Genomic DNA, 13171 nt, shown 5'->3' with positions numbered 1-13171 from the left:
AGTATTACAATACTTATAATTCTTTTTTACTACTTTATATGTCAAATTTAGCGCCCCAGTGTCAGCAATTGCAACCACAAGTTGAGACGATTCTCCAACTTTTACATCAAGAAGCGGCTTTGCGATCGCAAGATATAACATCTGTGCAAGTTTCTTTGGATAAAGCTATTTCTCCCAAGTTTGAAATTGTGTTTGCTGGTGCTTTTAGTGCGGGTAAATCAATGTTGATTAATGCACTATTGGAAAGAGAATTATTATATAGTGCAGAAGGACACGCGACTGGTACAGAATGCAAAATTGAGTATGCACCAATAGATTCAGAAAGGGTAGTTTTAACCTTTTTGAGTGAAAGAGAAATTCAAGAACAAGCGGTTTTTTTGTGTCAGCATTTGGGATTTAACACTGTTGAAAATATCAATAAACAAGATGTAATTGATTTATTGCATCAAGGTTGTCAAGCTATTATTCAACAAGAAGGAGGAGAGAGTAAATCAGAACGTGCAAAACAAGCAAAAGCGTTGATTTTGTTATTAGAAGGATATGTCGCAAACCGGGAACGTATTCATGGTTTTAATAATGCGACATATTCAATGGAACAATTTAATTTTACCAACCTTAAAGAAGCCGCAGGATATGCGCGAAGAGGTAGTAATAGCGCGGTTTTGAAACGAATTGAATATTATTGTTATCATCCGCTTTTAGAAGATGGTAACGTCATTATAGACACACCAGGAATTGATGCACCAGTAGAAAAAGATGCACAATTAACATATCAAAAAATTCAACATTCAGATACATCAGCAGTAGTCTGTGTTCTCAAACCTGCGTCAGCAGGAGATATGACAAAGGAAGAAACAGAAATGCTGGAAACAATGCGGGAAAATACAGGAATTAGAGATAGGGTTTTTTATATCTTTAACCGCATAGATGAAACTTGGTACAATAACCAACTCAGACAAAGATTAGAAGACTTAATTAATAGTCAATTTCGAGATACTAGCAGAGTTTATAAAACCAGTGGTTTATTAGGGTTTTACGGAAGTCAACTGAAACAAACAACAAGGTTAGATAGATTTGGGTTAGATTCGATTTTTGCAGAAAGTGTTAAAGGTTTAGATGGTAGGGAAGAAACACCGCAATTTATTAACGAGTTTAATCGTTATTGCGCTAACTCTGGTAAATTGTCACCGAGTCAATTTCGGATTTCTGTTAACAGCTTTGAAACTCCCAATGAAAACTATGTGAGAATTTTAAGCGAACAAGGAACACCGTTAATTCATCAATTAATTCAAGATAGTGGAATTGAAGAATTTCGTACTTCTATTACCCGATATTTGATAGAAGAAAAACGTCCGCAGTTATTTAAAACCCTCGCGGATGATTTGGAAGATATTTGTATCAAACTCAAGAAACATTATCAAAATTCACAACGAGAATTAGATAGTCAACCGCGAGAAATTGAGAGTATGAAAGAGTATGAGTTGCAAAAATTAAATCAGCAACTCCAACAAGTTGGGAGAGATTTTAGCCAACATATTCACGAAGAAGTCAATAGATTAATTAATAATAATTGCGAAGAATTTGAAACAGATTTTCGACAATTACAATCACGGATGATTCGTCGTCTGGATGAATTACTAGATACTTTTTCCGTTGCAGAAGCTTATCGTCGGGCGACATTGAGTCATCCTCGTAATGCAACTGCACCTTTATTAGCTATTTTGGTAGAGGCTTTTTATTACTTATCAAATCAGTTGGAAGATATTTTAATAGAATCTTGTCAACAGGTAATTGCTAATCTATTTCAGCAGTTAATGGAAAAGATTAGAAAATCAGAATATTACCGTCAATTGTATCGCTTATTAGGGAATGATGGGGGAATTGAATCGGAGATTAAATTGATCGAAAAAGTGATTACTCAAGCCTTAGTAACTGCTGCGAGTGTGGAATGCGATCGCTTTGTGAGAGAAAGTCACAGATTTTATAATGAAGGAACATTTTCTATCTATCAATTTCGACAAGTATTAGAACAAACTTCACAAGGTTATGACGCAGAAAGTATAGTTGAAGCTGAACCTGCAATTAGACAATTATTGAAGTTAGATTTTGAACCGAAAGTTGAAGTTACTATTCGGAAATCTTTCCGTCAAACTATTAACCAAACTATCAAAACTCAGTTGTTACCAATAGGAGAAAAACAAGCGGATAATATTTTACAACAATATCCCCATGCGCGTGCTTATTTAGAGAATACTTTGGAACAAGAAGCGGAAGAAAAGATTGCTAACAATCAGCGTTTGTTGAGTCAAGTTGCGGGGAAAATTGAGGAGTATAATACAGCGGTTGCGGGAATTAATGCTTGTTTACAAGCTATGCAGTTATATGAACATTTACTGCCGATAATTGGGGAGGAAGAGGTATAATATTTTGGGTGAATGCAGGGTTTTTCTGTGTTCACCTAATTAAGATTTTTTTCACGCAGAGACGCAGAGGCGCAGAGAGGAGGAGAGATGGAAGATAATTTTAAGTTGATAGAGTGTAATGAGGATGATGTGATTGAATGCGGAGATTGGACTTATAAGGTTAGTAAGTTGAGACGAGAATTTGAAAAAATGGGAGATAATAGTGGTTTTATGCACGACTTATCGAATGCTTTACAAAATCAAGAAATAAATTTTGTGCCAGATAGCGATATTGCTAGTGCTAGTTTTACAAAAGGTATAGATGGCAAAATGCTAATTGTAGGTTCTAACTCCTGGAAGAAAGGAAGGGTGAAATTAAAACTCAGCGTTGAATTTTACGTTGAAGAAGAAAATACAGAAATTCAAGAACCGGAATCACCTCTTGATGATTTACGACGTAAGATAAACGAAGCTACATCATAAGTTAATTAGTCCACGAAGGTGGACTTTGTTTGTGTAGATGCGATTTATAATCGCCTTAATTGTCTGAATCAGGATATCCAGGATTTAAGGATTTACAGGATGTGTTTGTTGGATATGGGGGATTTTTAATGATGATGATGATTTTTTAAATTTTTGTCTGAATCAGGATATCCAGGATTTAAGGATTTACAAGATGATGATATTAATTTTCAGTATCAGAATTTTAGAATTATTTTTAATTTATGTTAAAATTAATAATTCACGAGACATATATTAGTATAATTATAAAAATTCTGAAAAATAAAAACTTTATTCTCAAATAATCAAATCAATAAATCCAAAAATATAACCACAAAACCAAATCCTATCCTGTAAATCCTCAAATCCTGTAAATCCTGATTCAGACAATATAAATCTATGTCCAACAACATCAAAACCAGAATTGACAACTTCAACAACGGACGCAACCCAGAATTATTAAAGTTAAAATATAAAAAACTTGCTACTGATCCATTTTCCTTTTTTCGGGGAACTTGTCATTTATTTTATGAAGACTTTCCTCCAGATTCACTCCTAAATTCAGCACCTCTAACTTGGATTTGTGGTGATTTACATCTAGAAAACTTTGGTAGTTATAAAGGGGAAAATCGGTTAGTTTATTTTGATATTAATGATTTTGATGAATCGGTTCTTGCACCTTGTACTTGGGATTTAGTTAGATTTGTTACGAGTATCATTGTTGGTTCTCATGCTGTTGGTATCAATGACGCAGAATCTCTGCATTTAAGCGATATTTATTTAAAAACTTACACCGCAACTCTCGCTGAAGGAAAACCTGGAACTGTAGAAAAGGAAACTGCAAAAGGTTTAGTGAAAGATTTATTAGCAAGTTTGCAAAAACGAGAACGGGTTAAATTTTTAAAGAAATACTCTAAGGAAAACAATGGTAAGCGGTGCTTAGATATTGAGAAAAAACGTATTAAGAAAGCTACAGAATCAGAACAAGAAAATGTTAAAAAATTAATTAGACATTGGCATCATTCTACAGACCAAAATGCCGATTTCTATGAAATCATAGATATTCAAAAACGCATAGCTGGTAATGGTAGTTTAGGTTTAGAACGCTATGTCATTTTAGTAGAAGGTCATGGTTCTCCTGACGGGAATTATTTACTAGATTTTAAGGAAACTCATCCCAGTTCTTTACAACCTTATTTAACAGTTTCTCAACCAAAATGGCACACTCACGCTGCAAGAGTTGTTAATATTCAACAACGTTTACAAGGAACTTCTCCAGCGTTATTAGAAGGAATAGATGATGGTGATAAATCTTATGTTTTACGGGAATTGCAACCAGAACAAGATACGGTAAGTTTACAAGCTTGGGATGGAAAGTTAGGACGTTTAGAAAAGTTAATGCAAACAATGGCTGAAGTAACAGCTTGGGATCAATTACGCAGTAGTGGAAGACAAGGTTCTGTAATTGCTGATGAATTAATTGATTTTAGTCAATCTTCTCAATGGCATAATTCTATTTTAGAATATGCACGTCATTACGCCGAAAAAGTTAACGAAGATTTTCAAGAATTTTGTGAATCAATATGAATAAAACTCCACGAATTCCCATACCTCCAGAAGTCAGAACTTACGTTTTTCAAAGAGATAAATATCAATGTCAAAGCTGTGGTAAAATCTCTGGAGAAACTCAACTCAGCATTGATCATATTATCCCTTTGTCTCGTGGGGGAAAAAATGATATTAGTAATTTACAAACTCTCTGTTTAACTTGTAATCAGCAAAAAACTAATAACATTGACAAACGTTTTCGGCGCTATTTTGACAGTTAGGGATTATTTAACGGTTTTAAACCATTCTGTCACCCCGTCAGCCAAAGTATTAGCCATCTTCTTCTGTTCTTGGGGATTAACTATCTGTTCAAATTCATTGGGATTACTCATAAAACCCAATTCTAATAATACTGAAGGTGCAATATGAGGACGAGTTAGGGCTAAATTATTCCAGAAGACACCATAGTCAGGTTTACCGAGTTTTTTGACTACGTAATTTTGTAAAAATATGGCAACGTTGTGTGATTGGGGATGATACCAAAAAGTTCCAAATCCTTTGGTGTTTTCGGCATCACCATTATCTGGTAAAGCATTATAATGGATTGAAAGAGCGATCGCAGGTTCTTCTTTATTAATTATTTCCTGACGTTCGACTAATGAAACATCACGATCATCTTCTCTGGTCATCACTACTTTAGCACCGCGTTTTACCAATTCATCCCGCAGTAATTTAGAAACTACCAAGTTTACATCTTTTTCGGGATACCCAGTTGGACCAATTGCACCAGATTCTTTACCACCGTGTCCTGGATCAAGTAAGATTTTGATACCAGATAGCGGTAGGCGTTTTCTACTGTCAATATTTGGTGCATGACGCAAGGTCAATACCAGAGTTGTATTATCGTATTTCAGCTTATAGCCCCATTGTTGAAGCTTTTTGAGGTTAAAGGTGTATTTAACCTGTTGTGGAGTCACCTGTTGCCAATCTAGGCGAGAAATTAGAGGGTCATCATCCAGGCGAATAGTATCTGTTTGGGCTGTGGTATTGTAGAGAGTCAGGGTAAAGGAATTATTTCCCTGTTCGACACTCACCGGTACAGCCATTTGCAAGGGAAAACGAATTTCCGTAGCTTTAGCTAGTTGACGATATCCGACACTGCGAATTACTGTTTGTGGGGGAACTGCACCAGGGAGAAGTTTGGTTTCTTTACTATTAATCCAAGCCCCATAGTCTAAGCGTAGCCAATCGCCTTCTATACCTGTAGCTGTTGCTCTTGTTCCTTGAGGTAAAGGTGTCAGTCGAGAATAATCTGTACTTGGACCCGTGCGGGCTACACCTGATGCGGCTATTACCTCGACAACTGGTAACTGTACAGGTGCAAGAATTTGAATTTTGCCTTTACCCGTTTCAGTTATTGTCTGACCATTCAATGTCAAACTAAATTGAGGTTGTCCTAAATCCCCGGTATTGGTAATTGTTGTACAACCTTGGTATTTGGTAATATTATAAATGGTAGCCTGATTCCGCCCGGTTAAAATGCTGGAATTAGCTGGTAATTCGGCTTTTAAAGGTTGCGGTAAAAGATTGACAGTTTGATTAGCTAATTTGACGGATACATTAGCTTGGGGAGGTGCTATCGCGCCAAAACAAATCAGTTCTCCTGATAATCTAGTAATATCAGCCGCAGGTGTCAGAGAATCTTTAGCAAAGCCTAAACCTTGTGGTAATTCTGGTTGAGTAGAAATCCTGTTGACTTTAATCTCGCGTTCTTGATCTTGGTAACGTATCTTAAACACATTCTCCCCCAATTGCAAGGGAAAACTAGGAGAAAAATGTCCAGCTTGACTCCGTTTAACAGGTTTACCATTAATCAGGACTTGTCCAGTTGCTGGTGCTGTACCGATAAAAAATATTTTTTCTGTACTGGTTTTGTGGTTTGCTGGGGGATAAACCACTAAAAGTGATGATTGTGCTAAAGCAATGGACGGAGTACAAATAAAGCTAAATACTGCTAATCCTAAAAGTTTTTTCACGATAAAAATAACCAAAAAAGAATAAAAATACTAATAACGTAAGTTGCTAGTTAGGTAAACTGTCAGAATCAGGATGTCCAGGATTAAAGGATTAACAGGATGAAAACAGAAATTTACTCACCAATTACCCATTACCAATTACCCATTACCAGGCTCAACCAGATAACTAGTAGTCTGTCAAGAAGTAATTGACGGGTAAATAATCTTCCTTCTTCCTTCTTCCTTCTTCCTTCGCGCTCTTTGCGTCCTTCGTGGTTCGTTTCTTCTTTATTCGTCAAAATGTATTTGACAGACTACTAGCAACTTGAGTTAATATACTATTTAACCATTTTAAACCACTCAGTCACCCCATCGGCCAATGTCTCGGCAATTTTTTGCTGTTGTTGAGGGTTGACTATCTCCTCAAACTCATTAGCATTTTTCATAAACCTAAACTCTAATAATACCGCAGGTGCAGCACTAGGACGAGTCAGGGCTAAGTTATTCCAAAATACACCAAAAGAGGGTTGAGGAAGTTTATTAACCAGGTAATTATGTAAAAATACCGTGGGGCTATGTGCTTGAGGATGATACCAAAAACTGACTAAACCCCTAGTATTGGCATTATTACTATTATCAGGTAAAAAGTTGTAATGAATAGAAAGAGCGATCGCAGGTTCTTCTTGATTAATTATCTCCTGACGTTGCACTAAAGAAACATCCTGATCATCATCCCTTGTCATTACCACTGTTGCACCACGCTTGGCCAATTCATCTCGCAGTAATTTAGAAACTAGCAAATTTACATCTTTTGCTAAATATCCCGTCGGTCTACTTGAACCAGATTCTTTACCGCCATGCCCTGGATCGAGTACAATTTTGATGCCAGATAAAGGTAGGCGTTTGCTCTGTTGAAGATGGGGTGGATGGCGTAAAGTTAAAACCAAAGTTGTATGATCATATCTCAGCTTATAGCCCCACTGTTGGAGCTTTTTGAGGTTAAAGGTGTATTTAACTTGTTGTGGAGTCACCTGTTGCCAATCTAGGTGAGAAATGAGGGGGTTATCATCTAGGCGAATTGTATCTGTTTGGGCAATGGTATTGTAGAGGGTGAGAGTCAAGGATTTATTTCCCTGTTCTACACTCACCGGCACAGCAGTTTGTAACGGGAAACGAATTTCCGTGGCTTTAGCTAGTTGCCGATAACCAACACTGCGAATTACTGTCTGTGGTGCAACTGCACCTGTTATAATTTTAGTTTCCTTGCTATTAACCCAAGCACCATAATCTAAGCGCAACCATTCACCTTCTTTTCCTGTGACTGTTGCCATAGTCCCTTTTGGCAATGGTGTGAGTCGTGAATAATCGTTACTAGGACCAGTGCGAGTAACGCATGATTCTGATGTAACTTCGACAACTGCTAACTGTGTCGGGGCGAGAATTTCGATTTTGCCTAAACCAGTTTGAGTTATGGTTTGATTATTAAGTTGTAAATTAAATCTGGGTTTCCCTAAATCAGCAGCATTTGCGACTGTTGTACAACCTTGGTATTTGGTAAGACTAGAGAGAATAGGCTGATTTAGCCCCGTTAAAACACTTGAATTGGGAGGTAATTCTGCCTGTGACGGTTGGGGTAAAAGGGCAACAGTTTGATTGGGCAGGTTAACCGAGACAGTCGCTTGAGGTGGTGCAACTGCACTAAAACAAATGGGTTCTCCTGGTAATCTGGCAATATCGGCAGCAGGAGTTAAGGAATTTTTGGCAAAGCCCAATCCTTGGGGTAACTCAGGTTGAGTTGATACCCTCATGATCTTAATCTCTCGTTCTGGATTTTGGTAACGGACTTTAAATATATTTTCTCCTAACTGCCAGGGAAAACTAGGGGAAAAATGCCCAGTTTTGCGGCGGTTAACTAGCTTACCATTAATTACAACTTGTTCTTTGGGTAAGGCTGTACCGATAAAAAATATTTTTTCTGTGCTGGTTTGATGATTTGTGGGGGGAAAAACTACTAAAAGTGATTCTTGTGCTAATGCAACTGAGGAGGTAAATAAAAAGTTAAATACTACTAACCCTGAGAGTTTTTTCACGGCAAAATACAGAAGATTTCAGCATAGGGACTGTGGCACAATGGCCACGATGGCATAAAACATGAATGATGTGGAAGTGGCAGTACATTGGCCTCAAACAAGAGAATTCCGCAATTGGGTAAGATTCATCTTGCATACAAGCCTCCAAAATCGTCTACACATATTCTCCTTCACCAGACGCAATCTATATTTAGAAGTTGCTAAAAATTGAAAATACTATGACTAAGTTTATCTTTGTAACTGGGGGCGTTGTTTCCAGTATTGGTAAAGGCATTGTAGCAGCAAGCCTGGGACGTTTACTGAAATCACGGGATTATTCGGTTTCGATTCTCAAACTCGATCCTTATATTAACGTTGATCCAGGCACAATGAGTCCCTTTCAACATGGGGAAGTTTTTGTTACCCAAGATGGTGCAGAAACGGATTTGGATTTGGGACATTATGAACGTTTTACTGATACTTCAATGTCTCGGCTCAATAGTGTTACTACTGGCTTGATTTATCAGTCAGTTATTAATAAAGAACGTCGGGGAGATTATAATGGCGGCACTGTTCAGGTAATTCCCCACATTACCAATGAAATTAAAGACAGAATTCTCAGAGTTGCTAAAGAAACTAATCCTTCCGCCGTAATTACGGAAATTGGTGGTACAGTGGGTGATATTGAATCACTACCATTTTTAGAAGCAATTCGCCAATTGCGGAAGGAAGTAGGACGTAGCAATGTTTTATATATGCACGTCACACTTTTGCCTTGGATTGCTGCGGCGGGGGAAATGAAAACTAAGCCTACTCAGCATTCTGTCAAAGAATTGAGATCAATTGGCATTCAACCAGATATTCTAGTATGTCGGAGCGATCGCCCGATTCCTGTCGGCTTAAAACAAAAGTTATCAGAATTTTGTGATGTCGCGGTAGAATGTGTTATTGCTTGCCAAGATGCTAGTAGTATCTATGAAGTACCAGTAATTTTAGAACGGGAAGGATTAGCACACCAAACCCTCAACTTGCTGCAAATGGAACAACGTCAACCCAATTTGACGCAGTGGGAAACTATGGTAGAACGGATGTATAGTCCCAAATACAGCATAGAAATTGCCATTGTTGGTAAATATGTGCGGTTAAGTGATGCCTATCTTTCCGTAGTTGAATCTTTACGTCATGCGGCTATTGCCACTCATGGCGATTTGCGGTTACGGTGGGTAAATTCGGAAGCTTTGGAAAATGAACCACCGGAAAACTATCTGTCAGGTGTTGATGGTATCATTGTTCCTGGTGGTTTTGGTAGTCGGGGCATAGATGGGAAAATTGCGGCAATTAAATATGCACGCGATCGCCAAATTCCCTTTTTAGGTTTATGCTTAGGAATGCAGTGTTCTGTGATTGAATGGGCGAGAAATGTCGAAGGCTTATCTAAAGCAAATAGTGCTGAATTTGACCCATACACCGAATATCCAGTTATTAACCTCCTGCCTGAACAACAGGATGTAGTAGATTTAGGCGGAACAATGCGCTTGGGACTTTATCCTTGTCGGATACTTCCTAATACCCTTGCTTTCCAACTTTATCAAGAAGAAGTCATTTATGAACGCCACCGTCACCGTTACGAGTTTAACAATGTCTATCGAAATCAGTTGGTAGATTCTGGTTATCTGGTGAGTGGGACATCTCCAGATGGTAGACTAGTGGAAATTGTGGAATATTCCAAACATCCTTTCTTTATTGCTTGTCAATTCCACCCTGAATTTCAATCTCGCCCTAATGCACCTCATCCCTTATTCAAAGGATTTGTGACTGCTGCTATTTCTCAAGCTCATTCTACCACTACCACACCCAAGCCAGTGGAAGTTGTCGTAGGGGCGAAGCATTCGGAAAATAGCTTTGGATAAAAATTGATAATTGGTAGCCCGAATGCTTCACCCGTAAAGTCGTCAGTTGTCCCTCGGAAAACTCTGAACAAAAACACACAATTGCCATAATTCTGGGTAAAATTACTTTAGGATAGGCAAAAATGTGTAGTCAATTCTGAGGGAACTTTGTGGCACACTGGGTTAAAATTCAGTACCAAAGGAAAGAATATGTAATTAATTTGGACTTTGTGAATACTTTTTGTTATGAAAAGAATGGCAGAGTCACCTTTTGGTTGCCTAACAGTAACATACCTATAATCATCAGCCCCCAAAATAATTGGGAAGATTATCAAAAAATAGTTACCTATTTAGAATCTATCGAGAACTTAGAATTAGATAATTCTTACTGGGTGACAATAACTTATGAAAAAAATAAATATGTAATTAACCTCACCTGTATTAGTTCTTTTTGTTATGAACCCAACAACAGATTAACCTTTTGGCTACCTCATCTTACCACGCCAATGGTAATTAACCCCGTCAGCAATCCAGATGCCCACGAAAAAATTTTACACTACCTTCAGCAAAAAACTGGATATAGCTTTTTATAGGAAGAAGGTGACAGGTGACAGGTGACAGGTGACAGTAAGAAAGAAGAAGGAAGAAGGAAGAAGGAAGAAGGAAGAAGGAAGAATTATCTAGAATTTGAAAAAGTTCTAGCGGATATAATATAACATCAGGTATGTTTCGTTAACATGAATACAATAGCTATTTTGCTTAGACGGAATCAAGTGAAAAAAGGAGAAGCAGATTCTTGACTCCTTCTTACTGTAACCTGTAACCTGTTACCTGTTACCTTCTTTCTATTCCCAATGCTAACTTAGCAGCACCCACCATTCCTGCTGTATTTCCTAATTCTGCTGGGAGAATTTGCAAACCAGTGCGGGAAGTTGGTAAAACTCGTTTTTCGATTTCTGCTTTTAGTGACGGTAGGAAAAACGCAAAACTTGCACTGACACCACCACCAATAATAATGGCTTGGGGTGTCAGCACATACAGTAAACTTGTTAACCCAATTCCCAAGTCTTTACCATATTCTTGCCAAAAAGTCAAGGCTTCTGTATCTCCAGTTTGGGCAAGTGCGCCTAATTCGGCGGGTTCTTTGCCTGTGCGGCGACGAATGGCGGAAATTGAAGTATACTGTTCTAAAGATCCTTGATTGCCACTATTACACATTGGTCCATCAGGATTTAAGGTAATTAAACCTAATTCGGCTGCTGCACCTTGATGTCCTACAAACAATTTACCATCAAGAATAATTGCCCCACCAACTCCAGTTCCCAAAGTCAGTAAAATCAAATTGGGGAAATTTCGTCCAGCACCTAACCAAGCTTCTCCTAAACCAGCACAATTAGCATCATTAGCTAAAATTGTCGGTTTACCAGTTTTAGCTTCTAACCAATCTGCTAAAGGGACATCATGCCATCCTACTAGATTAATAGCAACTTTCGCAATGCGTCCCGCAGCATCAGCAGGACCAGGAGTACCTAAACCAATAGCAACAGTTTCATTATTTGGATCAATTTGTAATATTGCATCTATTATTGTTGATAATACAGCCTCTGGTGTTGCAGGTTGGGGAGTATCTACAGACAAAGATTGCAAACAATTTCCCTCTGCTGTAAACCTTCCAAGCTTAATTGCAGTTCCCCCTAAATCAATACCGATTACTTGCTGCATAATGTTAATTTTTTCTATAAGAACTACACAACAGATAAATATATCATTTTTTAATTTTATGTTCTCATTTATAAATAATTAATTGGTAGTTAAACATATGAACTTTGGAATTAGGTAAAATCTAATTATTACAAAAATTGTATAACCGTTCCATGGGTAAGGATTCTCGGTTCTACAATGGTTCTGGAAACCGCGTGTTTAATTTTCACTATTTCATCTATCTTCAAGATTTTTCAGAAGATATAATAATCAATGTCAGAAATTCATTCAGGTTACTGTAAATATGTGAAAAATCAAAGATTTTATTTTTTTAATAACGGGGTTATCGGACAGCACAGCGCGACATAAGCCATAATTTGGTATTTTCATAAATTAGGGAGAATTGGTATATCAAATTAATTAAATCTGGGTAACTTATGTATATAGAGAAACAAACAACACCCCATCTCCACAAAAAATACTATGAAAAGTGAACTGCAATCCCAACTCGTGCGATACGTTTTGCGTAAAAACGAAGATAACGAAGGTTTTACTATTATTGAACTGTTAATTGTATTCATCCTCATTGGTATTCTATCTGCGATCGCTTTACCCTCCTTACTCAGTCAAGCCGCAAAAGCTCAACAGTCTGAAGCAAAAACCTACATTGGTGCAGTTAACAGAGCGCAACAGGCTTACCGAATGGAGAATACATCATTTGCTGGGGATATTGGAACTCTGGAAATTGGTATTCCTCTCTCAACTAATAACTATATTTATGGTATTGCACTAGATATAAACACTACTACCATTACCGCAACAGCTAAAGATACTGCTGCTCTCAAAGGCTTTAATGGTGGTGTCACCGTTCTGTCTGCTGGACAAACTTTGGCTATTGCTTGTCAAACAGCAGGTCCACAAGCCACTAATCCCATTACTCCCCCTAGTTTAACTATCACTGGTGCAGCTTGTGCAGGAACGATGAAAACTATGGACTAGTACCGCAGGGCAAAATTAAAAATTAATAATTAAAAAAGCAGATCAAT

At 37.7% G+C, this 13171-nt stretch carries 10 protein-coding genes; 7 read left to right on the top strand and 3 right to left on the bottom strand.

The genetic code is table 11. The features are described from left to right. Positions 1–38: 38 nt before the first annotated feature. The 4 genes from FJR04_RS06595 to FJR04_RS06580 all read left to right on the top strand — a co-directional run bounded on the left by FJR04_RS06595 (position 39) and on the right by FJR04_RS06580 (position 4732). Positions 39–2423, top strand: coding sequence for a dynamin-like GTPase family protein (locus FJR04_RS06595; protein WP_168492953.1), 2385 nt, complete (start codon positions 39–41; stop codon positions 2421–2423). 87 nt (positions 2424–2510) lie between these two features. Then, positions 2511–2885 (top strand): KGK domain-containing protein, encoded by a 375-nt coding sequence (locus FJR04_RS06590; RefSeq protein WP_168492951.1) that lies wholly within the window; start codon positions 2511–2513, stop codon positions 2883–2885. Positions 2886–3302: 417 nt separating this feature from the next. Then, positions 3303–4490, top strand: a complete 1188-nt coding sequence (locus FJR04_RS06585) for a DUF2252 domain-containing protein (protein WP_168492949.1) — start codon at positions 3303–3305, stop codon at positions 4488–4490. After that, positions 4487–4732: an HNH endonuclease gene (locus FJR04_RS06580; RefSeq protein ID WP_168492947.1), complete on the top strand. Its 246-nt coding sequence runs from the start codon at positions 4487–4489 to the stop codon at positions 4730–4732. Before FJR04_RS06585 ends, FJR04_RS06580 begins: the two co-directional genes overlap by 4 nt. Before the next feature lie 3 nt (positions 4733–4735). On the opposite strand, the gene FJR04_RS06575 is transcribed toward FJR04_RS06580, so the two are convergent. Further along, positions 4736–6487 carry an N-acetylmuramoyl-L-alanine amidase gene (locus FJR04_RS06575; protein WP_168492945.1) on the bottom strand — a complete coding sequence of 584 codons (1752 nt, stop codon included), beginning with the start codon at positions 6485–6487 and terminating at the stop codon, positions 4736–4738. A 317-nt stretch (positions 6488–6804) separates the two neighbouring features. Beyond that, on the bottom strand, positions 6805–8556 hold the full coding sequence (locus FJR04_RS06570) for an N-acetylmuramoyl-L-alanine amidase (RefSeq protein WP_168492942.1): 1752 nt from the start codon (positions 8554–8556) through the stop codon (positions 6805–6807). A gap of 218 nt (positions 8557–8774) precedes the next feature. On the opposite strand from FJR04_RS06570, the gene FJR04_RS06565 reads away from it, so the two are divergent. Together FJR04_RS06565 and FJR04_RS06560 are read left to right on the top strand one after the other, a co-directional pair. Beyond that, positions 8775–10445 carry a CTP synthase gene (locus tag FJR04_RS06565; protein ID WP_168492940.1) on the top strand — a complete coding sequence of 557 codons (1671 nt, stop codon included), beginning with the start codon at positions 8775–8777 and terminating at the stop codon, positions 10443–10445. A 149-nt stretch (positions 10446–10594) separates the two neighbouring features. Then, positions 10595–11017 (top strand): hypothetical protein, encoded by a 423-nt coding sequence (locus FJR04_RS06560; RefSeq protein WP_168492938.1) that lies wholly within the window; start codon positions 10595–10597, stop codon positions 11015–11017. 241 nt (positions 11018–11258) lie between these two features. On the opposite strand, the gene FJR04_RS06555 is transcribed toward FJR04_RS06560, so the two are convergent. Beyond that, positions 11259–12146, bottom strand: a complete 888-nt coding sequence (locus FJR04_RS06555; protein ID WP_168492936.1) for an ROK family protein — start codon at positions 12144–12146, stop codon at positions 11259–11261. 462 nt (positions 12147–12608) lie between these two features. On the opposite strand from FJR04_RS06555, the gene FJR04_RS06550 reads away from it, so the two are divergent. Continuing rightward, entirely contained in the window at positions 12609–13124 is a 516-nt protein-coding gene (locus tag FJR04_RS06550; RefSeq protein ID WP_168492934.1) for a type IV pilin-like G/H family protein, read from the top strand. Positions 13125–13171: the final 47 nt, after the last annotated feature.

The organism is Anabaena sp. UHCC 0204 (genome assembly GCF_009711975.1).
Classification (GTDB): Bacteria; Cyanobacteriota; Cyanobacteriia; order Cyanobacteriales; family Nostocaceae; genus Dolichospermum.
The sequence above is the reverse complement of the archived record's forward strand: the minus strand, read 5'-3'. Positions and strand labels throughout refer to the sequence as shown.